Source organism: Nocardia sp. NPDC059228, assembly GCF_042754245.1.
Lineage (GTDB): Bacteria > Actinomycetota > Actinomycetes > Mycobacteriales > Mycobacteriaceae > Nocardia.
In genome coordinates this window covers 37324-59264 of sequence record NZ_JBHZAL010000001.1, presented here as the reverse complement: position 1 = coordinate 59264, position 21941 = coordinate 37324, and the positions used below count along the sequence as shown (strand labels likewise).

Below are 21941 nucleotides of genomic sequence, written 5' to 3'. Positions count from 1 at the left end.
CGCGGACTCACACGCCGTAGACCGCCACGCAGTCGAGCGCGACCGCCAGTCGCGTACCACTCTGGTCGAGAGAGTGACCGAGTAGTTCTTCTATGCGCTGAATTCGGTATCGCACCGTGTTCTTGTGCACGCCGAGCAGTTTCGCGGCCGCGTCCGGGCTGCGGCGGGCTCGCAGGTAGGCATGCAAGGTTTCCCGCAGTCGCGCCGACTGCGCGTCGGGTGCGGCGAGTGCGCCCAGTTCCCTCTCGATGAGCGAACGCATGGCGGTCTCGTCGGATCCCGCCAGATAGGCGATCTCCACCTCCGCGTAGTGCAGTGCCCGCGGCAGGCCCGGGCGGGCGCGCTCGGCGACCTGCCGGGCGGCGACCGCCTCCCGGTGACCGGCCCGGAAGCCGGCGGCGTGCGCGGCGGGCACGCCGATCGCCACCCGCACGGGCGCGTCCACCGACCACACCGGATCGCCGGGCTCGGGCAGCGCGTCGTCCACGCCGATCCACGCCCACAGCGCGGTCGCACCCGAGGGCACGGTGAGCAGGCTGCCGTTGCCGAACGTGCCCGCGTAGCGGGCCACGATCCGGTCGAGCCGGCCGACGGCCTCGCCGGTGCCGTCCGGCGGCAGTGGCGCGGCATCCTCGTCCGTCCACAGCACCAGCGCCAGATGCCGCTGTGCCAGCCGGTATCCGAGCCGGCCCGAAGCGGTTTCGATATCCACCTCGGCGCCGTCCAGCAGGGCGCGCACGGTCTCGGCGCGCTGGGTGAACGCGGCGCGCAGGCCCCGCTCCCGCTCGGCCATGTAGGTGTCGGTGAGAGCCTCGACCGAGGTGCTGACCCAGCGCGTGGTGCGGTCGAAAAGCCTCAGCAGCACCGATCTTTCGATGTCCTGCGGCAGCTGCCGCTGTTCGAGCACCTCGGTCATGTAATCGATGACCGCCTCCTGGCCGAGGTGGTAGACGCGCAGCAGCAGCCGCACGTCATAGCCGCGGCGGGCGACGGTGCGGGCGAAGGCGTGCGCCTCCGGCGGGACCGGGTATTCGAACAGGTCCTGGGTGAGGCCGCTGAGCACGGCGACCGCGTGGGCCCGGCTGCTGGCGGCCAGGTCGCGGCGCATATCGCGGTCCCGCATCTCCGGGATGCGGGCGATGATGGCGTCGTCGAGGCGGGTGACGACCTGTTCCAGGGTTTCGGCCGGGAGGGTTTCCGCGACGAAATCGGCGATCCAGAGCCGGATCTCCGCCGGGTTCGCGGGCGTCACCACGGGCACTCCTCCGAGGTTGTACTCAGAGCACAAAACCGACCGGAACAATTGACCCGATTGGCCAAGCATGGGCTCACGAAATTGTGTCACGATCATAGTCCAGTGAGCTGGGGCACAGCTCGCCGTCGCAACGTAGCGCACGTGGGGAGAGGCACATCGTGACCAATACCGAACCCGCCGCGGGCACCGCTCGCAAGACCGGGACTCGCAAGCCGGCCGGGACCGCCGTCAAGGCCACCCCGAAACCGGGAGCCGCCCCGAAACCGGAGCCGGCCCCGGCGCCCGCCACCGAACTCGAGGTCCGCAACCCGGCGACCGGCGCACTCGCGGGCACGGTACCGATCGATTCGGCCGAGACGGTCGCCGCCAAGGTCGCCGCCCTGCGCGTGCAGCAGCCCGCCTGGGAGGCCCTGGGCCCCGACGGGCGCAAGGAGTGGCTGCTCAAGTTGCAGGACTGGCTGGTGGACAATACCGATCGCCTGGCCGACGTGCTGCAGTCCGAAACCGGTAAGGCGCGGGTGGACTCGCTCATCGACCCGGCGTTCTCGGTCGATCTGACCGGCTACTACGCCCGCCGCGCCGCGAAATTCCTTGCGGACGAACACCCTTCGCCGCACAGCCCGCTGGCCCGGGTCAAGCAGCTGACCACCGTGTTCCGGCCCTATCCGGTGGTCGGTGTGATCACGCCGTGGAACTTCCCGCTGGCCATGCCGGTCATCGATGTGATCCCGGCGCTGGCCGCGGGCGCCGCCGTCATCCTGAAGCCCTCCGAGGTGACACCGCTTTCGGCGGTCGAGCTCGCGCGCGGCTGGCGCGAGATCGGCGCACCGCCGGTGTTCGAGGTGGTCACCGGCGCGGGCGAGACGGGCGCGGCCGTGGTCGGGAACGCCGACTACATCCAGTTCACCGGTTCCACCGCCACCGGCCGCAAGATCGCGGCGGCCTGCACCGAGCGGATGATCCCGTTCAGCCTGGAACTCGGCGGCAAGGACCCGGCCATCGTGCTGGCCGACGCCGACCTGGATCGCGCCGCGCACGGCATCGCCTTCGGCGGGCTGTTCAACGCCGGGCAGGTGTGTATCTCGGTCGAGCGCGTGTACGTGGAAGCCCCTGTCTACGACGAGTTCCTGGCGAAGCTGACCGCCGCCGTCAAGGAGGTCCGCCAGGGCGTGGACGGCCGCCAACCCCGGTACGACATGGGCGCACTCGCCAACGAGAACCAGGCGCAGATCGTGCAGCGGCACGTCGAGGAGGCCGTCAAGGCGGGTGCACGCGTCACGACCGGCGGCAAGCGCACCGGCGTCGGCACGCTCTTCGAGCCGACCGTGCTCGCCGACGTGGATCACACCATGACCTGCATGACCGAGGAGACCTTCGGGCCTACGCTGCCGGTCATGAAGGTGGCCGACGAGGCGGAAGCCATTCGCCTGGCCAATGATTCGATCTACGGCCTGTCCGCCTCGGTCTGGTCCGGCGACAAGGATCGCGCCGAACGCGTTGCGCGCCAACTGAACGCGGGCGCGGTGAACATCAACGACGTGTTCGCCAATATGTTCAGCTTCGCGCTGCCCATGGGCGGCTGGGGCCTGTCCGGCGCCGGCGCGCGCTGGGGCGGTGCCAACGGCGTGCGTAAGTACTGCCGTCAGCAGGCCATCACCAAGCCGATCCTGCCGACGCAAACCAAAGAGCCGCTGTGGTTCCCGTATTCGCCGGCCAAGCTGACCATCGCCATGGGCGCCATGCGGGCCGCGGGCACCCGCGGACTGCGGCGGATCAACCTGCCCGCCATCATCAAGACCGTGCGGGGGATGTGATGACCGACTTCGGAACGATCGCCGGCAAGGTCGTGGTGATCACCGGCGGTGCGCGCGGCATCGGCCTGGCCACCGCGACCGCCCTGCAGGCCCTCGGCGCCAGGATCGCCATCGGCGATATCGACGAGACCACCGTCAAAGAGTCCGGCGCCGCACGGGGTTTCGACGTCTACGACCGGCTGGACGTCACCGACCACCAGTCCTTCGACGCCTTCCTCGACGAGGTGGAGCGCCGCCTCGGCCCGATCGACGTGCTCATCAACAATGCCGGGATCATGCCCACCGGCCGCGTGGTGGACGAACCGGATCAGATCACCCGCCGCATCCTCGATATCAATGTGTACGGCGTGATCCTCGGTTCCAAGCTGGCCATCGGGCGCATGCTGCCGCGCGGGCGCGGGCACGTCATCAATATCGCCTCGCTCGCCGGCGAGACCCACATTCCAGGCCTGGCCACCTACAACGCCAGCAAGCACGCGGTGCTGGGCTTCACCGACACCCTGCGCGAGGAGTACCGGGGCACCGGGCTGCGCTTCTCCTCGGTGCTGCCGACGCTCACCAGAACCGAACTGGGATCCGGGGTTACGGGGCCCAAGCTGCTGCGCCCGGCCGAGCCGGAGGAGATCGCCGACGCCATCACCAAGCTGATCGTGGAGCCGCGCTCCAAGGTTCGCGTCACGGCGGTGGCGGGCATCATCTCGCAGGTGGTGGGTCTGCTGCCGCAGTCGGTGGGCGATGCCATCGGGCGCGCGCTGGGTGCGCAGAGCGCGTTCCTGGACGATGTGGACTCCGACGCGCGCAAGGCCTATGAGAACCGGGTGCGCGAGTAGCTCACCGTAGGGTCGGCGGCATGGGTAGCAGGAGTGCGGTTTTCGCCGGATTGTCGACACTGGATCTCGCCTATGCCGTCGACCGGTATCCCGCCGAGGACTCCAAGACCCAGGCCGCCGACCTGTTCCTCGGCGCGGGCGGACCGGCCGCCAATGCGGCGGTGACCTACGCCTTCCTGTCCGGCGCGACCCCGGCCCTGGTGACCGCGCTGGGCAAACATCCACTGGCGGAACTGATTCGCGGTGATCTGCAGCGGCACGGGGTCACCGCCGTGGACCTCACGCCCGGCGGCGCTCAGCAGCCGCCGGTGTCCTCGATCATCGTCGCCACCGCGACGGCCACCCGGACCATCGTGTCGCTGGACGGATCCCGGGTCGACCCGGCCCTCGACGAGACCGCGGCCGAGGTGCTCGACAGCGCCACGGTGCTGCTGGTGGACGGCCACTATCCCGAACCCGCGCTACGGCTGGCGACGGCGGCGCGGGCGGCGGGCGTGCCCGTGGTGCTGGATGCCGGCCGCTGGCGTCCGGTGCACGGCGCACTGCTGCCGGTCGTCGATATCGCCATCTGCTCGAGTGCCTTCACTCCGCCTGGGGTACAGGGTGATTCGGCCGGTGAGGTGTTCGACCACCTGCACGCGGCAGGACCGCGGCTGGTCGCGATCACCGGTGGTGGCGGCCCGATCCGATACTCGCTGCCCGGCGAACGCGGCGAGATCCCCGTCCCCGCGGCGCCGGCGGTGGACACCCTCGGGGCGGGCGACATTCTGCACGGCGCGTTCTGCCATTTTCACGAGCGTGGCGCGGATTTCCCGGTCGCACTGCGGCGCGCGGCCGCAGTGGCGACGGCCTCCTGCGGCTTCCTTGGCACCCGAGAATGGATGCGGCACTTCGATATTCGGTCGATTGGATAACGCGTTCAGTCGATGCGGTAGCGGCGTCCGGCCTTGCGCAGCACCAGATCGGCTCGGGTGCGGGTGGATTCGACGAGGGCGGCATTGCGGAGGTCGCTGTGCGCCACCTTGGTCCGCGCGGCCTCGAGGGTGCGGCCGCCGCGAATGTGACGGCGCAACAGGCGTTGTTCGATGATCGGCCGCGGCACGTCCAGGTACCAGGTCTCGTCGAGCAGCGGGCGCACGGCGGCCCAAGCCGGGTGGGCACGATCATCGAGCAGCAGGTAGTTGCCCTCGGTCACCACGATGGATTGGCGATCGAACACGATGCCGCCGGGGACCGGTTCGTGGATCTCGCGATCGTAGGTGGGCCAGGACACCGGCGTGCCCGGCTCGGTCTCGCGAACGGTGCGCAGCCGGGCCACATAGCCGTCGATGTCGAAGGTGTCGGGTTCGCCCTTGCGATCGAGGAATCCGGCGGCGCGCAGCTGGGCGTTGGTGAGGTGGAATCCGTCCATGGGCGCGACTTCGGCGATCGAAGCGCCGGCGGCCAGATTCAGTTCGTCGCGAATGCCGCGGGCGAGAGTGGATTTGCCGGCACCGGGCGGGCCCGCGATACCGAGCAGAAACCGACCGGAATGCCCGTCGGCGCGGCGGCGAACGCGAGCCGCCAACTCCGCCAACGAGGTTTCGACACTGCCACGTATCGCCACCCCTCCGAGCCTACGGGGAATCAATGCCCGCCTTCGGGAATGGCACGCGCCAGCGCGTGCAGGTCCTCCTCCAGCAGCCGCGAGAGCCGGTAGGTGATCACGAACGCCAGCACGCCGCCGACACTGATCAGCCGCAGCGGCACGATCACCAGCGACAGATCGGCGGTCGACACGAAGGTCACGGTGGCCACCGCCAGCAGCGGCACCGACGCGGCCGCGGCGAGATAGAAATTGCTGCGCCGCGCCAGCGCCGACAGCTGCCGCCGATCGGCGGGCCCCACCGAACCGCGCGCCAGCAGCTGCGGATACAGCGACCGCACCGCGTACACCATGATCAGGAAGAACGGATAGGCCAGCGCGATGGTCGCGCACACCACCTGCGCGGTGAAGAAGTGCGCGAAGGCATTGTGCGGCAACCGCGCTCCCGTATCGGACAGGGCCAGCGGCCACGCCACCCCGGCGATCAGCCACATGGCGAACGGCACCCACACCGCCCGCTCCCCCATCAGCAGCGTGTCGGCGCGGGCGTGGGCCAGCTGGGCCGGGGTGTACCGGTGCCCGCGGGCCAAGCGGTAGGAGACGGTCAGCGGCCGCCGCGCCAGCCACAACAGCAGCAGCGCCGCCAGCGGGAAGGCGACCAGATTGTTCACCAGCGCCACCTGCTCGAAGCGCTGCTGATCCACCAGCGGCAGCTCATTCACGACGAGACTCTGGTTGATCCGGACGTTGTACCAGCTGGCCACGGCATTCGGCAGGCCCACGCACAGCATCGCGATCGGCACCGGCCAGCCGCGCAATCGGGCCCAGAGCGTGTGCGGCGGCGGATCCACCAGATCCCGGGCCCGCGGATCGAGGCACAGGTTGAGCTGCCCGGCCAGCTGGCCGCCGGTCTGCCAGCGCCGCGCGGGATCGGGTTGCAGGCATTCCAGCAGCACCCGCCGCAGCGCGGCCGGGGTGTCGGCGGGCAGCGTGTCCAGGGCCGCCGCGGGCACGCCCGCCATCCGCCGGGCCAGCATGGCCCGCACCGCCCCGGTATCGGTCCCGGCGCCCGCATCGTCGAATGGCAGTGCGCCCGTGAGCATTTCCCACAGCACGAGTCCGAGCGAGTAGATGTCGCCGCGGGTGTCCGGCAGCGGCGCGGCCGGATCCAGCTGCGCGGCCAGCGCCTCGGGCGACCGATACCGCAGCGCCCCGGCATCATTCGCGCCCGCCCCGAGGAACGCCCCACTCCAGTACACCGGCCCCAGCGCGAAATCCGCGAGCTTGGGCACCCCTTCCGCCGTGAAGAGCACATTGCCGGGCCGGATGTCGCGATGCAGCACCCCCTGCCGCAACCCGTAGTCGAGCGCCTCCGCCAGCCGCCGCCCCACCCACGCCACGGTTTCCGGCCAGCTCAGCCCGGCGATCTCGGCCCGCACCCGGGACCCGGCCGGCCGGATCTCACCCTTGGCCTCCATGGCCGCGTCGATGGCCCGCAGCAGCAGTCCGCCATCGGCGCTGTCGCGCCCGGCCGTCGTGGATTCCTGCCGCAGCCGGGCCAGCACGCCGTCGACGGTGCCGCCGGGCAGATACTGCATGTACAACAGCCGCAACGGTTTTCCGGTGCTGCCGTCGGCAATCAGGCGCTGGTCGAAGACCCGCACGATGTGCTGGTGGTCGAGCTGCGCGACGGTGTCGGTGTCGCTGTCCACGCCCGCCTCCACCCGCACCGCGACCAGCCGCTGCATGGACCGCTGCCGGGCCAGGAACATGCGGCTGTGTTCACGGCCGCCGAGATCGGTGAGCAGGTCGAAATCGTCGAGGCGGCGGCCGGTTCCGATGCCCTCGGGCAGCGCGGGCGGCGGGGGCGGCGGGGTGTCGCCGGTGAAGCGGCGGCGGATCTCGGTGGCCGCCTCCGGGTACTCGGCGGTGAAGCTGTCCACGTCCACCGGCCGGAAGCGGCTGCGGGCCACGTACTCCTCGCAGACCAGGTCGGCGAAGTCCGGGCTGGTCCCCACCTCCGGGAATTCCCGGCGGTACTCCGCGAGCCGCTTCTCCATTCCGGCGCGCCGCCGGCGCTGCCGCATGTCCACCCGCACCAGATCGGTGAGGACCGCGAGCCTCACCTCATCCCCGTCGGGCAGATAACCGGCCAGGGGCGGCGGTTCGCCGCGGTCGCCGCGCAAGGTGGATTCCCAGTCGGCAGCGAAGCGGGCGAGGGCTTGCGCTGCGAGTTCACTCACGATTCGGTACCCGCCCCGTTTCCGCGCGCCCGCGACGAGGGGGTCGACGACACCACCCGCTCCAGCGCCGCCAGGTCGGCCTCCAGCGCCCGGAACATGGCATAGATCAGGACGAAGGCCGCGATCCCGCCGACGCTGAGCACCCGCACCGCGACGATCACCTGCGGAATGTCGTCCGGCGGGAGGAACGTCACGCCCGCCACCGCCAGCAGCGGGACCGACGCCGCGACCGCCAGATAGGTGGTGCAGCGGTGGCCCAGCCGGTGCAGCCACACCGCGTCCTCGGCGCTGATGTCCCCTTGCCGCAGGAACATCGGATAGATGCACCGCACCAGATAGAAGGCCACGAGGAAGAACGGATACGCCACGGCGATGGCCCCGCACACCACCAGCGACACCAGGAAGTGCACCATGCCACGGGCCGGTAGGTCGGGAGCCGTCATGCGCAGCACCGTCGGGAAGGTGATGCCCGCGAGCACCCACAGCGAGAACACCACCAGGGAGATGCGCTCCCCGGCCAGCAGCACGTCCCCGCGGGCTCTGCGCAGCGTCTCCGGGTCGTATTCGCGGCCCAGCCGCACCCCGCGCGGCACAAAGATCAGGGACCGGCACAAATAGGCGATGACGGCCGTCCCGAGCGGGAAGAACACCAGGTTCACCGTGGTCGTGGTGACCATGAAGGTGTGCATGGCCGACTCGGACAGGTGGTTGATGATGAAGGCCCGGTTGTGCGCGATGTTGTACAGCGACGCCAGCAGGTTCGGCACCACGATGGCCAGCGTGACCAGCGGAATCATCCACGGCCGCAACCGCATCCGCCAGCTGTGCGGCGGCGGGTCGACCAGGTCGCGGGCGCGTTCGTCCAGGCACATGTCGAGCTGTTTGGCCAGGATCCCGCCGCTGCTCCAGCGCTGTTCGCGGGTGGGCTCCAGGCAGGTGAGCAGGACCCGGCGCAGCGCGGCGGGGCAGTCGGGCGGCACCCGGCCGAGGGCGGCGGTGTCGACGCCACCGCGCCGCCGCGCGAGCATGGCCTCGAGGGTGGTGCGGTCGCCGTGATCGCCGGGCCCGGCGGTGGTGTCGTCGAAGGGTTTCGCCCCCGTGAGCAGCTCCCACAACACCACGCCGAGGGAGAAGATATCGGCGCGGGTGTCCAGGTCGCCGGCGCTGGTGGCGGTGCCGGGGTGGCACGCGTCCAGCTGTTCCGGGGACATGTAGGACAGCGAACCGCCGAAGTACGCGACCGGGCCGGCGACGTCGATATTCCGGCTGAAGCTGATGTTGAAGTCGGCCAGTTTCGGTACCGCCTCGGCGGTGAGCAGCACATTCGCGGGTTTCACGTCCCGGTGCAGGACCCCGTGCCCGTCCGCGTAATCCAGTGCCTCGGCCAGCCGGCGGCCCAGCCACGCCACGGTTTCCGGCCAGGACAACCCGGCCAGCTCGGCGCGCACGCTGGAGTCGGTGGGCCGGATCTCGCCCTTCTCCTCCATGGCCGCGTCGACCGCGTCCAGCAGTAGCCGTCCGCTGCGTTGCCCGGGCGGGGTGGCCCGCACCCAGCGCAGCACGCCGAGCAGGGTGCCGCCGGGCAGGAACTGCATGTACAGCAGTCGCAGTCGCCGGCCGGAGTCGGTGCGCAGATCCGACATCAGCCGCTGGTCGAAGACCCGCACGATGTAGTCGTGGTCGAGCTGGGCCAGGGTCTGCGGCTCGGTGCCGTGGTCGGCGGAGATCTTCACCGCCACCAGCCGCTGCAGGGAGCGCTGCCGGGCCAGGAAGACCCGGGCGAACGCCCCGGAACCAAGATTTGTCAGCAGGTCGAAATCATCGATGCGCTGCCCGATTTCGATGCGATCGAGCAGTTCCCCGGTCTCGGGCGTGGTGATCCCGCCGGTGGCCGGGGTGGGCTCGGCCGGCGCGCCGACCAGCTGCGAGGGTTCCTCGTACAGCGTCACCTCACCCGGTTCGGGTACCCGGGTGGTGTCGCCGTCCACGGCCGGCCCGGGCCGGGCGGTGGGCTCGAGCTGCGTCCGCTCGAGCTGCGTCCGCTCGGAGCGTTCGAGCCCGAAGTCACCGCGCGTGGATTCGTCCAGCCCGGCCCGCCGCGTGCTCTGATCGTCGTCGTCGGCATTCAGCAGTTCCCGCAGCTCGGTCGCCTGATGCGGATATTCGCGCAGGCAGTCGCGCGGATCCACGCGCTCGCCGCTGTGCCGGCGGATGACGAACTCCTCGTACACCAGCCCGGCGGGCAGATCCCGATCCGCGAGTTCGGGGAATTCGACGCAGTAGTCGCGCAGCCGTTTGGGCGGGGAGACCTCGGTTCCGGCGGGTCGGTGCAGCCAGCGGTGGCGCATGTCCACCCGGATGAGCTCGATCAGCGCACCCCGTCGCAGCGTGGTGGCGTCGGGCAGATAGTCGGCGATCCGGGGCGGAGCCGCAGTGGAGTCCCACGCCGCCGTGAAGGCGGCGATCGCACTCGATTCCGTTTTCGCCGAGTAACCGCCGGAACGGTGGTCGGAACCAGAAGCCATGTCCGCACCCCTCTGGCTCGGCACGGATGTCGTGATCCGCACTGTCGATCCGAGGATGTCGTGGATTCTGAGATTGGGACAAAGAACCCGCCACACCCCACACCATCATCCCCGACTGCTAGCCGGAATGATAACTTGCGGCTCACGAGCGGATCACCCGATTTCGACACGAGGCGACGGGGGAACATCAGCATGCACGACGAGGGCACGGCGCTAGCGGCTGAAATCGCCACAGCCGGCACCGCCGAGGAGGTAGCGGTGGCACGCACCACGGCCGATTCCGACACCCCATCCGACCGTCCCCCCGTGGACCTGACCACGGCCACCGGCATCGCCGCGGCCGTCCAGAACGGCTCGATCTCCCCCGAGGACGCGGTCGGCGCGGCGCTGGACCGGATTCGCGCCCGCGATCGGAAATTGAACGCTTTCAGTCTCGTTCGCGAGGAAGCGGCCCGCGCCGAGGCCCGCACGGTGGCCGAACGACCGGATCTGGACATGCTGCCGCTGGCCGGCGTGCCGATCGCGGTCAAGAACAATATCGACGTCGCCGGCGAGATCACCCGGGGCGGCTCGCTGGCCGGTCCCGATACCCCAGCCACCGGCGATCACCCGGTGGTGCGGCGGCTGCGCGCCGCGGGCGCGGTCGTCGTGGGCCTGACCACGGTGCCCGAATTCGGGCTCTGGGGTGTCACCGACAGCCCGGGCAGCATCACCCGCAGCCCGTGGAACACCCGCTACTCCGCGGGCGGCTCGTCGGGTGGTTCCGGCGCGGCGGTCGGCTCCGGCATGGTCCCGATCGCGCACGGCAATGACGGGCTCGGCTCGGTCCGCATTCCGGCCGCCTGCTGCGGCGTGGTCGGCCTCAAGCCCGGCCGCGGTCTGGTGCCCGCAGAGGTGGGGCTGGACTCGTGGGGCGGGATGACCGAGAACGGGGTCCTCGCAACGACGGTCGCGGATACCGCGCTCATGCTCTCGGTGCTCGCGGACCGCCCCGACCTGGCCGATCTGGAGACGCCCTCGACGCTGCGCATCGGCCTGGCCACCGGGGCTCCGACACCACTGGGCCATATCGACCTGGCCTGGACCGCCGCCGCCGACAAGGCCGCCGCGGCCGCCTCCCGGGCGGGCCACATCATCGGCGTCGCCGAACTCCCGTATCAGGGCTCGACTTTCGCACTGCTGCTGCGCTGGCTGGGCAATGCCGCCCGCGAGGCCGCGACCGTCCAGCACCCGGATCGCCTGCAGCGCCGCACCCGGGTGCACGTCGCCCTCGGCAGGGCGGTGCTGAAGTCCGGACTGCTGCGCCCGTCGCAGGTCGATCGTGTGGAGGCCCGGCTGCTCGACTACTTCGAGCGCTACGACGTGGTCATCACGCCCACCCTGGCGACCCCTGCCCCGCGTGCCCGCCGCTGGCATTCCCGCCCCTGGCTGGCGAATGTCCTTGCGAACACCAAGTTCTCGCCGTTCACGCCGCTGTGGAACCTGGTCGGCTGGCCCGCGCTGTCACTACCCATGGGCCTGCACCCGCGCACCGGCACCCCGGTCGCGGCGCAGATCGCGGGTCCGCCCGGCAGCGAGTCGACCATCCTCCGGCTGGCCGCGCAGATCGAGGCCGCCCACCCCTGGCAGCGCGTCGCTCCCTGAGCACACCCGGCACAGCACGCCCGGATACAGCACAGCGCCGCGTCACTAGGTGACGCGGCGCTGTGCTTCTGTCCCGATCCCGTACTCCCGGACGGACCGCGGCAACCTCCGACCCTCTGCCGCCGCCCGTTTCGACCGGTCCGGGCCGGGGGCCTACTGGGCCGCGACGGGTTCCTTCTCGGCGAAGCCGCCGTCGAGGACGCGGACGGCGAACTCGAGGATGGTGGGGCGGTCGTCGTCGGCGCGCCAGGCCACCGCCAGTTCGCAGGGGGCCAGGCCGGTGACCGGGCGGGCGGTGAGGCCGGGCCAGCGGTACATGGGGACGTTGTTCTCGGCCAGCAGGCACACGCCCAGGCCGAGGCTGACCGCTTCGAGGCGCTCCTCGGCGGTGGCCGCTTCCGCGCCGATCTTGGCCTGACGGCCGCCGCGGGCGTCCGCACCGAGCCAGAAGTCCCGTGCCGCACCGGCTTCGGCGGGCATGGCGATGAAGGGCTCGTCGATCAGGTCGGCGAAGTCGATCTGCTCCTGGCCGGCCAGGGCGTGGTTCTCGGGCAGCAGCACCCAGCGCGGTTCGGTGCGCAGCACCTGCCAGCGGTAGCGGCTGGTGTCGGGCACCGGCAGCCACATGAGCGCGAGGTCGGCCTGACGACCGGCCAGCCCGCTGGACGGGTCGGTCCAGGACGCGGAGTGCAGGGCGAGCCGGTGGCCGCTGGCGCTCTCCAGGTCGGTGATCAGGCCGCGGCCGATGGAGGACTGGATGCCGACGCGCAGCACCTCACCGGCCTCCTGCAGGGCGACATTGGTGACTTCCCACAGTTCCAGAATCTTCCGCGCGCCTTCGAGGAGTTCCTTGCCGGCGACGGTCAGGGCCACGCTGCGCTGGTTGCGGTCGAACAGCACGACGTCGAGCTGGCGCTCCAGCTGACGGATCTGTCGTGACAGGGTGGGTTGTGCGATGTGCAGCCGTTGAGCGGCGTTGGTGAAATGCAGTTCCTCAGCGACGGCGACGAAATACCGCAGGTCGCGCAAATGCGGGTCCATAGCCCCTTGCTATCAGAATCGGTCTTGATTTTCCAGCCGTATCTGACCCAAAAGTTTGCAACTGGATCAGAAAACAGCCGTCAGGTTTGTTACAGACAGCATAGGACTCCCCCGAAACATTCTGTTAACCGGACCCGCGAATTCCTGGCCATTCACCGACGCCCACCCGCCGACGCCCTAGCGGACACTTGACCAGCAGTTACACATAAATCCGCCCCCACGCCCGATTCCCACCCGGCCCGAGCGCTGACATCCAGCAACGACCACTCCCCCCGGCCCACGCCCCAAACCAGCCCATCGAGTGAGTTTCGTCACATCAACGCCGAAGGCCGCCCCCGGTAACCGGCAGCGGCCTTCGTTCAGATCCTCGAGAGTTGTTACTCCCCGCCGTAGACCTTCGGGTCCAGGGTGCCGATGTACGGCAGATCACGGTAGCGCTCGGCGTAGTCGAGGCCGTAGCCCACCACGAACTCGTTCGGGATGTCGAAGCCCACGGCCATCACATCCACCTGGGTGCGCAGCGCGTCGGGCTTGCGCAGCAGCGTCACCACCTCGAGCGAGGCCGGGTTGCGGCTGGACAGGTTGCGCAGCAGCCACGACAGCGTCAGGCCGGAGTCGATGATGTCCTCGACGATCAGCACATTGCGCCCGGCGATGTCCTTGTCCAGGTCCTTCATGATGCGCACCACGCCCGAGGACGAGGTGGAGGACCCGTAGGACGAGACGGCCATGAACTCCATCTGCGTCGGCACGGTGAGCTTCTTGGCCAGGTCGGTCATGAAGAAGATGGCGCCCTTGAGCACGCCCACCAGCAGCAGATCGCCCTCGGGGGCATCGGCGGGATAGCGCTTGGCGACCAGTTCGGCCAGTTCCTCGACCTTGTCGGCGATCTGTTCCTCGCTGATCAGCACCGACGCGATGTCGTCCCCGTACACGTCCGCTGGTTTCCCTTCAGTGATGTCGACCCGAATCCGGGTTCACTCCGAACCGAGTATGAGCCTGCCATGTTCACGCGCGGCAACCAACCTCGTCCCACTGGCCGAACCGCCGACCGCGACCCCGCCCTGCCCCCGCCACCGCGTGACCAGCGCCTCGACCGCTCGTAAATTGCTGTCCGTCAAGGATTTTGCGCCACGCTCGAGCAACCATTCGCGAATGACGCGGCGGCGGACCGCGGGCGCGGCAGTGGCGAGCATCTCGATTCGCAGCCCGTCACCGTCCCGGGCAGCTGCCAGCAACTCTCCGGCGAGCGCGTCCAGCACCTCCCCGTCCTCCCGCAGGTGCGCTGCCGTGCGCGCGAGCGCGGCGGCCACGCCGCCGCCGAGCACGTCCTCGAGCAGCGGCAGCACCTCGTGCCGCAGGCGAACCCGGGTGAATTCCGGCGCGCTGTTGTGCGGGTCCTGCCAGGGCGTGATCCCCAGATCCGCGCACAGTTCGCGGGCCACGCTCCGCCGCACCCCGAGCAGCGGCCGCCCCCACGGCGCATCGAATTCCGGCATCCCCCGGATGGACCGCGCCCCCGACCCACGCCCCAGCCCGAGCAGTACCGTCTCGGCCTGATCGTCCAGCGTGTGCCCGAGCAACACCGGCAATCCCTGCCGCGCCTGGTCCAGCGCCGCGTACCGGGCGCGCCGGGCCGCCGCTTCCGGACCACCCGGGTACCGGGCCTTGCCCGCACGGTCGCCGAGGCCCGCGGGGCGGCCGATGTCCGGGTCGCGATCGGCGATGTCGGGGCCCGTCCCGGCACGCTCGACCGTCACCGTCAATACCCGCGCCGACCGGCAGCCCAGCTGCGACGCCAGCGCGGCCGCCGCCGCGGCCACCTCCGCCGACCCCGCCTGCAAACCGTGATCCACCGTCAGCGCGTCCACCACATCCGCCTCCGCACAGGCGGCGGCTGTCAGCGCGACCGAATCCGCCCCACCCGAGAGGGCCACGGCGACCACTCCGTCGGGCGCGTACCGTCCCAGCCATTCCCGCACGGCGCGCCGCATCTCCAGTGCGGCAGGCGTCTCGGGCAGCCGGGGCCGATCGTTCACGCCCTGATCGTCGCACGCGGGCCCCGGGGCACGGCGCGGCGGCAACGGCTCAGCCGAGGACGCGGGCGACCCAGCGCTGCGGTTCGCCGATTTCGTCTGTGCGGGGCAGGGTTTCGGGGTCGGTCCAGATGGTGTTGAACCGCGCCATGCCGACGGTGTCGACGACCTCGTCGACGAAGGCCTTGCCGCGCACATACTGGGCGACCTTGGCGTCCATGCCGAGCAGTGCCCGCAGCAGCCGCTGGATGGGGTTGGCGGGGCGCTTGCGGCGCTGATCGAAGGCGGCGCGGATGCGGGCGACCGAGGGCACCACGGCGGGTCCGACGGCGTCCATGACGTGGTCCGCGTGGCCCTCCAGCAGCGTGCCGAGCATGAGCAGGCGGTCGAGGGCTTCGCGCTGCGGTGCGGCCTGGGTGGCGCGCAGCAGCCCGATGACACCGCCGGCCGGGTCGTCGCCGCCGCGGCGGCGCTCCTTCACGGCGTCGACGAGCCGGGCCAGCATGTCGGCGAGGGGTTCGTCACCCGCCTCACCGAGCACCTCGACATTGCGGCGCATGTAGCCGGCGATCCAAGGGGCGGACGAGAATTGGACCCGATGGGTGACCTCGTGCAGGCACACCCAGAGCCGGAAGTCGCTGGGTGGCACGCCGAGTGCGCGTTCCACCGCCATGATGTTGGGCGCGACCAGTAGCAGCGTGCCGTCGGGCCCGGTGAACGGGTCGTACTGGCCGAGGATGGCCGTCGACAGAAACGCCAGCATGGCCCCGGCCTGCACTCCGGCCGGTTTGCCAACGAGTTTGCCCTTCTCCCCGGGTTCCAGGCCGCTGCCGGTGAGCTGGGCCATGGATTCGGCGGCGGCGTGGATCCAGCCGGGCCGGTCCACGATCAGCGCGTCCGGTACCACCGACCCGTCGTCGAGACCGCTGACCTCACGGACCGGCCCCTCGGCGCGCACCGAGGCGGCGGCGAGTTCGGCGACCGCGTGTTCGGCCGAGTACCGGGATGTCCGCGGCCCGGCGGGGACCAGCGCGGCGCCGGTGCGGGCGGCCACGTTCCAGTCCACGACACCGGTCAGGTTGGTCCGGGTGCGAGCGGGGGCCACAGGGTTTTCGGATCCGGTCATGTTCATCCACCCGTCAGGAGCAGCCACAGTTGCGCAGTGCGTTGGCGACGGCATCCAGCGCGGGTCGGCTCACCTCCGGCGGCCGATCGTTCGACATCAAGGCGAACGTCAGGACCCGTCCGTCGCGGTCCAGCACATAACCCACCAACGCACTCGAGACGGACAGAGTTCCGGTTTTGGCCCGGATCCACCCCGCCCCGTCGCGATCCCGGTCGACATAGCGGCTCGCCAGCGAGCCGGTGCCGCCCGCCACCGGCAGGAAGTCGAGCAGCGGCGCGAGCGGGGAGCCGTCGGTGCTGGTCGCGGCCGGGTCGGCGGTCGAATTGTCTTGCGGTACAGCACCATTGGGCAGCGCGGCCACGGTCAGCACCCGGTTGAGCAGGCGCGGGGGAATGTGGTCGTCGGTCGAAAGCCCGCTGTTGTCGGCCATTTTCAGGCCGGTCAGATCGAATCCGGCGGCCTGCAGCACGGTCGTCATGGCGGTCACCGCGCCGGTGAAGGAGGCTTCCTGCCCGCTCGCCACCGCGACCTCGCGGCCGATGGCCTCGGCGAGCACATTGTCGGAGTGCACCATGGCCTGCAGCATGCGTTCCCGCAACGGCGCGGACTGCACGGCGGCCAGCTGGTTCGCGCTCGCCGGGGCGGTGCCCAGCTTCACCTTGGCGGGATCGACGCCAAGTTCGGTGGCCAGCTTCCGGCCCGCGTCGAGGGCGGGAGTGGGGGTGCGGGGCGAATATTCGACCAGCGGGTCGAGGCGGCCGCCGTCGATCATGACCGGGTCCAGCGGTGCGATGGAGCCGCCCGCGATATCGGCGTTGTCCCAGCCGGGCGCGAAGTTCGGGCCCGCGTAGGCGGAGGTGTCGACCACGATGGAGTCCACCCGCTGCCCGGCGGTCTTGATCTGCGCGACCAGGTCCTGCAGCCGGGGCGCGTCCGGGTAGTAGCCCTTGCCGTCGGGCTGCGCGGTGATGGTCGGGTCACCGCCGCCGACCAGCACGATCTCGCCGGGAGCCGAGCCGGTCACCACCTTGGTGGTGATCCGGTGATCGTCGGGCAGGGCGAGCAGTCCGGCCGCGGTGGTGAGGATCTTGGCGGTGGAGGACGGAATCATGCCCTTGTCCGGGTCCATGGTCCACAGCACCTTGCCGGTGTCCCCGTCGGAGACCGAGGCGGCGAAGATCCCGAGGTCCGGATTGCCGACCACCGGTCCGAGCGCGGCGGCCAGCCCGTTCGCGGAGGCGGCGGGCGCGGTCACCGGGGCGGGCGCGACCTGCGGAATCGGCTTCACGGGCGCGGGCGGATCGGCGATCGTCAACCCCCCGTGCCGGAATTCCTCCGTCCACGGCTTCAGGATCACCGCCACCGCCCCGGCCGCCGCCACCACGACGACCAGCACCAACGACACCACGATCCAGGTTCTGCGTCGCCGCTTGGCCTCCAGACCACCGATGCTCTGCTTGTTCCGACCAAACACCTGCCGCTGTCTCCTGTATCTGATTGCGCCGCCTTCGGCGTCGCGGGTTCGCGGCCAAGGCGCAGGCCTATGGAGTCGAAAGCTCGGTTCTTCACTCCTACGCTCAGTCGCTGCGCTCCCTCGCTCCGTCGCTCCAGAACCGAGCCGGGCCGCGAACTGCCCCGCATTCACACACTATCCTCGTTGCGCAGTCGTTCCCTTGAACGAGCTGGCGAGTCGGCAGCCTTACCGCCCACCGAAAAGGAGATGACGTGGAGTTCGACGTCACGATCGAGATCCCCCGGGGTCAGCGCAACAAGTACGAGGTCGATCACGAGACCGGACGCGTTCGGCTGGACCGCTTCCTGTACACGCCGATGATGTACCCGGCCGACTACGGCTACATCGAGAACACCCTCGGCGGCGACGGCGATCCGCTGGATTGCATGGTGCTGCTGCCCGAGTCCGTGTTCCCGGGTGTGCTGGTCGAGGCCCGTCCCGTCGGCGTGCTGATCATGAGCGACGAGGCCGGCATCGACGAGAAGCTGGTGGCGGTGCCCGCCGGCGACAAGCGCTGGGCGCACATCCAGGACGTCGAGGACATCCCGGAGTTCCAGCGCAAGGAGATCGCGCACTTCTTCGAGCACTACAAGGACCTGGAGCCCGGCAAGTGGGTCAAGGTCGAGGGCTGGGAGGGCCGCGCGAAGGCCGAGAAGCTGGTCGACGAGGCCTACGCCCGCCTGAAGGAGCAGGGCGGCCACTGAGCTCCCGCTGACGAGGGGCGGCGCGGATTTCGCTCCGCCCCTTTCGTTTTCCGGATCCCCGTCCTACTCGGCAGCGGCCGCGAGCCCGGCGGTCGTGCGCAGCGGGACTTCCTTCCAGAACACCACCAGCACGAACGCCAGCAGGGTGACGGCGGATGTGGTCAGGAAGACCGTCGACAGCGATTCAGCGAATCCCACCTTGAACGGGTGTGCGAGCACGGGATCGAGCTTCTGGATCACCGAGCTGTCGTTCAGCACCCCCTGCGCCGCCGAGGTGTCGTGCTTCAGAAATCCTTGCGACAGCGCCATATCCGCGGGATTCCCGTCGTGCGCCCCGGCGGCGACGGCGTCCTGGAACTTACGGTCCTTGCCCGACTCCAGCAGCTGCGCGCGGATATCGGGTCCGAGCCGATCGAACAGGATCGACAGGAACACCGCGGCGCCGAGCGTGCCGCCGATCTGCCGGAAGAAGGTGGCGGCGGCGGTGGAGACGCCCATGTCCTTGGGCGGCAACGCATTCTGCAGCGCCACGATGAGCGGCTGCATGAGATTGCCCAGCCCGAAGCCCACGCACAGCATGAACAGCACCACGATCCAGAACGCCGAATCGGCCTTCAGGTAGTGCAGCAGGAACAGCCCGATGGTGATCATGGCCGAGCCCAGCAGCGTGTAGACGCGGTAGTGCCCGGTGCGTGAGATCAATTGCCCCGACACCACCGAGCCGATCATCATGCCCAGCACCATGGGGATCATCTGCAGCCCGCCCAGCATCGGGCCGGCACCCCGGTCGGCCTGCAAATACTGTGGCAGCAGCAGGATTCCGCCGAACATGCCCGCGCCCACCACGAACGAGATGACGACGCCGAGCGCGAAGGTGCGGTTGGCGAATATGCGCAGCGGGACGAGCGCGGCCTCGCCCAGCGCGGCTTCCACCAGGATGAAGGCGATCACCCCGAGCGCGCCGATCAGGTAGCACACGATGGATCGCGCACTGCCCCAGCCCCATTCGCGCCCCTGCTGGGCCACGATGAGCAGCGGGCTCATGGCGATGACGAGCGCCAGCGCACCCCAGTAGTCCACGCGGTCACGGGATTTCTCACGTGGCGGCAGGCGCAGCACCCGGGTCACCACGACCAGGGTGAACAGGCCGATGGGCACGTTCACCAGGAACACCCAGCGCCAGCCCGCGATCCCCAGAATGCTGTGCTGTCCCGCGAACAGCCCGCCCAGCACCGGCCCGATCACACTCGACGTACCGAACACAGCCAGGAAATACCCTTGGTACCTGGACCTTTCGCGCGGGCTCACGATGTCGCCCACGATGGTCAGCGCCAGCGACATGAGCCCGCCCGCGCCCAGCCCCTGCAGCGCCCGGAAGGCGGCCAGCTCGTACATGGACTGTGCGAAGGTGCACAGCAGCGAGCCGGTCACGAAGATGGTGATCGAGGCGAGGTAGAAGGGCTTGCGCCCGTACATGTCCGAGAGCTTGCCGTACAGCGGCGTGGCCAGGGTGGCGGTGATCAGATACGCGGTGGTCGCCCAGGCCTGCAGTGAATACCCGTTCAGATCGTCGGCGATGGTGCGGATCGCGGTGGACACGATGGTCTGATCGAGCGCCGCGAGCAGAATGCCCAGCAGCAGCCCACTGATGATCACCAGTATTTCGCGATGAGTGAAGCCGCCCGCACCGGTCGACTCGCTCACCTCGGATGTAGCCATGGCCATACCTCCGGTCCCCCGCCAAGAACGATAGGCCGGGAACCGGAGGCACGGGGTCCTTTTACGGGGCCCCCGGGGTCACTTCCCCTTGAACTCCGGGGGGCGCTTCTCGAAGACGGCCTGGATGGCCTCGGTGAGGTCCTCGGACGGCAGGAACGCCGAGTTCCAGGCCGACACATAGCGCAGCCCGTCGGCGATCCTGCCGCGCTTGGGCTGGTCGAGGACGTCCTTAATGCCCTGCACCACCAGCGGCGGGTTGGCGGCGATCTCGCGCGCCATGGCGTGGGCGGCGTCCAGCACGGCCTGCTGGTCGGCGTACACGTCGTTGATCAGGCCGATCTTCTCGGCGCGGGCCGCGTCGATGTCCTTGCCGGTGTAGGCGAGTTCACGCACGTGCCCCTCGCCGATGATGCCCGGCAGCCGGTGCAGCGAGCCGATGTCGGCGACGATGGCCACCTTGGCCTCGCGCAGGCTGAACTTGGCGTCGGCGCTGGCCAGGCGGACATCCGCGGCGGCGATGAGGTCCAGTCCGCCGCCGATGCACCAGCCGGAGATCGCCGCGATGACCGGCTTGACGCAGTCGGCGACCGAGGTGACCGAGTCCTGCATGCTGCGCACGTGCTTGAGGAAGTCGGTGCGCGGCCCGGCGAGCGCCCGGTCGGCCAGCAGCGGCCCGAAGAGCGGGCTCATGGCCGGCAGGTCCAGGCCGTAGGAGAAGTGCGTGCCGGATCCGGTGAGCACGATGGCGCGGATGTCCGGGTCGGCGTCGAGTTCGCCGAAGATCAGCGGCAGTTCGCGCCAGAAGTCGGGGCCCATGGCATTGCCCTTGCCGGGACCGGTGAGCGTCACCTGGGCGATGTGGTCCTTGCTTTCGACCTCGAAAGCCTTCCATTCGGTCATCGGTCCAGCGTATCGGGGGTGCCGGGGGCGGATCGGGCCGGTGTTAATCCTGTGCTAAATCTGCTGCGTCCCAGTGTTTTCGAACCGCATTCCGGCGCACGATTGGCGGGTCCGCACAACTCGCCCATCCCGTGTGTGAGGTCTGGATGTTGATGCATCACGGAATCGGCCTCGACCGCTTCAATACGCTCCACCGCCGCCGCGCGATCCATGCCCTGTACGAATGCTGCTGCAATGTCACCTGGGCCCAGAAGATCGCCGACGGCCGCCCGTACCCGGGCCATGCCGCACTCCAGACGGCCGCCGCGGCGGAGCTGCACGCCCTGTCCGCGATCGACCTGGAACGGGTCTTCGATTCCTGTGCGCACCAGCGGGTTTCGCAGCGCACCGTCGAGGAGCTGGCCCCGATCGTGCGCGACCGCCTGACCGAGCTGCTGGGCCCGGAGGAGGGCTATCCCGACTACTGATCCTCGGCACATCCACCGCAATCGCTCTACCCTGGTTGCCATGCGCAGGTCCCTGCCACCGGTCGCGTCGAAGGTTTCCGACACCTTGATCGCGCGCGGCCATCACGGGGTGATCATCACCCAGCCCAGTCCCACCCACACCGCGCAGGAAGCCGCCGACGCGCTCGGCGTGACCGTCGGGGCGATCACCAAATCGCTGGTCTTCCTGCTCGACGACGATCCGGTGCTGCTGCTGGTGTCCGGTGCGCACCAGGTGCATCTGAGCCGCACCGGGGAGCGCCTCGAGGGCACGCTCTCCCGGGCGCCGGCGGCCATGGTCCGCGAGGTGACCGGACAGCCCATCGGGGGTGTCGCCCCGCTCGGGCACCCCACCAATCTGCCGACCTTCGTCGACACGGCGCTGTCGCAGTATCAGGAGTTGTGGGCCGCGGGCGGGCATCCGAACACGCTGTTCCGCACCACCTTCGGGGAATTGGTCCGGATCACCGCGGGCCTGGCCATCGATGTGGACTGAGCACCACCCACCGGCGTGGACCGGG

General features: G+C 69.9%; 18 protein-coding genes. 7 read left to right on the top strand and 11 right to left on the bottom strand.

Annotated features, from left to right (window positions below):
• Positions 1 to 7 precede the first annotated feature (7 nt).
• On the bottom strand, positions 8 to 1255 hold the full coding sequence (locus ACFXKA_RS00275) for a PucR family transcriptional regulator (RefSeq protein WP_379425118.1): 1248 nt from the start codon (positions 1253 to 1255) through the stop codon (positions 8 to 10).
• Between the two features lie 158 nt (positions 1256 to 1413).
• Here ACFXKA_RS00275 and ACFXKA_RS00270 point away from each other — a divergent pair, with 158 nt between their 5' ends.
• Genes ACFXKA_RS00270 through ACFXKA_RS00260 form a run of 3 tightly spaced genes read left to right on the top strand, consistent with a single transcriptional unit; the run spans position 1414 to position 4813 of the window.
• Positions 1414 to 3069: an aldehyde dehydrogenase family protein gene (locus ACFXKA_RS00270; RefSeq protein ID WP_379425116.1), complete on the top strand. Its 1656-nt coding sequence runs from the start codon at positions 1414 to 1416 to the stop codon at positions 3067 to 3069.
• Positions 3069 to 3899, top strand: coding sequence for an SDR family oxidoreductase (locus tag ACFXKA_RS00265; protein WP_379393528.1), 831 nt, complete (start codon positions 3069 to 3071; stop codon positions 3897 to 3899). Before ACFXKA_RS00270 ends, ACFXKA_RS00265 begins: the two co-directional genes overlap by 1 nt.
• A 20-nt stretch (positions 3900 to 3919) precedes the next feature.
• Positions 3920 to 4813, top strand: coding sequence for a PfkB family carbohydrate kinase (locus ACFXKA_RS00260; protein WP_379425114.1), 894 nt, complete (start codon positions 3920 to 3922; stop codon positions 4811 to 4813).
• A gap of 5 nt (positions 4814 to 4818) precedes the next feature.
• On the opposite strand, the gene ACFXKA_RS00255 is transcribed toward ACFXKA_RS00260, so the two are convergent.
• The 3 genes from ACFXKA_RS00255 to ACFXKA_RS00245 are packed head-to-tail and all read right to left on the bottom strand — an operon-like array spanning position 4819 to position 10252.
• Positions 4819 to 5505 carry a nucleoside/nucleotide kinase family protein gene (locus ACFXKA_RS00255; RefSeq protein ID WP_379425113.1) on the bottom strand — a complete coding sequence of 229 codons (687 nt, stop codon included), beginning with the start codon at positions 5503 to 5505 and terminating at the stop codon, positions 4819 to 4821.
• A 20-nt stretch (positions 5506 to 5525) separates the two neighbouring features.
• Positions 5526 to 7727: a protein kinase gene (locus tag ACFXKA_RS00250; RefSeq protein WP_379425112.1), complete on the bottom strand. Its 2202-nt coding sequence runs from the start codon at positions 7725 to 7727 to the stop codon at positions 5526 to 5528.
• On the bottom strand, positions 7724 to 10252 hold the full coding sequence (locus ACFXKA_RS00245) for a serine/threonine-protein kinase (RefSeq protein WP_379425110.1): 2529 nt from the start codon (positions 10250 to 10252) through the stop codon (positions 7724 to 7726). The genes ACFXKA_RS00250 and ACFXKA_RS00245 overlap by 4 nt, the downstream gene beginning before the upstream one ends.
• A gap of 258 nt (positions 10253 to 10510) precedes the next feature.
• Here ACFXKA_RS00245 and ACFXKA_RS00240 point away from each other — a divergent pair, with 258 nt between their 5' ends.
• A complete protein-coding gene (locus tag ACFXKA_RS00240) occupies positions 10511 to 11896 on the top strand; it encodes an amidase (protein WP_379425109.1) in 1386 nt (461 codons plus the stop codon).
• Between the two features lie 153 nt (positions 11897 to 12049).
• Here the strand turns inward: ACFXKA_RS00240 and ACFXKA_RS00235 are convergent, their stop codons facing one another.
• The 5 genes from ACFXKA_RS00235 to dacB form a co-directional block, all read right to left on the bottom strand.
• Positions 12050 to 12937 carry a LysR family transcriptional regulator gene (locus ACFXKA_RS00235; protein WP_354831474.1) on the bottom strand — a complete coding sequence of 296 codons (888 nt, stop codon included), beginning with the start codon at positions 12935 to 12937 and terminating at the stop codon, positions 12050 to 12052.
• 377 nt (positions 12938 to 13314) lie between these two features.
• Positions 13315 to 13872, bottom strand: coding sequence for a hypoxanthine phosphoribosyltransferase (hpt, locus tag ACFXKA_RS00230; protein ID WP_354831477.1), 558 nt, complete (start codon positions 13870 to 13872; stop codon positions 13315 to 13317).
• 42 nt (positions 13873 to 13914) lie between these two features.
• Positions 13915 to 14931, bottom strand: coding sequence for an ATP-binding protein (locus tag ACFXKA_RS00225; RefSeq protein ID WP_379425852.1), 1017 nt, complete (start codon positions 14929 to 14931; stop codon positions 13915 to 13917).
• Positions 14932 to 15025: 94 nt separating this feature from the next.
• Positions 15026 to 16099 carry a zinc-dependent metalloprotease gene (locus ACFXKA_RS00220; protein ID WP_379425108.1) on the bottom strand — a complete coding sequence of 358 codons (1074 nt, stop codon included), beginning with the start codon at positions 16097 to 16099 and terminating at the stop codon, positions 15026 to 15028.
• Positions 16100 to 16112: 13 nt separating this feature from the next.
• Positions 16113 to 17573 carry a D-alanyl-D-alanine carboxypeptidase/D-alanyl-D-alanine-endopeptidase gene (dacB, locus tag ACFXKA_RS00215; protein WP_379425106.1) on the bottom strand — a complete coding sequence of 487 codons (1461 nt, stop codon included), beginning with the start codon at positions 17571 to 17573 and terminating at the stop codon, positions 16113 to 16115.
• Between the two features lie 251 nt (positions 17574 to 17824).
• On the opposite strand from dacB, the gene ppa reads away from it, so the two are divergent.
• Positions 17825 to 18316: an inorganic diphosphatase gene (ppa, locus tag ACFXKA_RS00210; protein ID WP_354831485.1), complete on the top strand. Its 492-nt coding sequence runs from the start codon at positions 17825 to 17827 to the stop codon at positions 18314 to 18316.
• A gap of 63 nt (positions 18317 to 18379) precedes the next feature.
• Here ppa and ACFXKA_RS00205 read toward each other — a convergent pair whose 3' ends face one another.
• Positions 18380 to 20041 (bottom strand): MDR family MFS transporter, encoded by a 1662-nt coding sequence (locus ACFXKA_RS00205; protein ID WP_379425104.1) that lies wholly within the window; start codon positions 20039 to 20041, stop codon positions 18380 to 18382.
• 72 nt (positions 20042 to 20113) lie between these two features.
• The gene (locus ACFXKA_RS00200; RefSeq protein ID WP_379425102.1) at positions 20114 to 20935 is read right to left on the bottom strand and encodes a crotonase/enoyl-CoA hydratase family protein; all 822 of its coding nucleotides are present in this window, start codon (positions 20933 to 20935) and stop codon (positions 20114 to 20116) included.
• Positions 20936 to 21081: 146 nt separating this feature from the next.
• Here ACFXKA_RS00200 and ACFXKA_RS00195 point away from each other — a divergent pair, with 146 nt between their 5' ends.
• A complete protein-coding gene (locus ACFXKA_RS00195; protein ID WP_379425101.1) occupies positions 21082 to 21402 on the top strand; it encodes a 2-oxo-4-hydroxy-4-carboxy-5-ureidoimidazoline decarboxylase in 321 nt (106 codons plus the stop codon).
• A 40-nt stretch (positions 21403 to 21442) separates the two neighbouring features.
• Positions 21443 to 21916 (top strand): YbaK/EbsC family protein, encoded by a 474-nt coding sequence (locus ACFXKA_RS00190; protein WP_354831494.1) that lies wholly within the window; start codon positions 21443 to 21445, stop codon positions 21914 to 21916.
• Positions 21917 to 21941: the final 25 nt, after the last annotated feature.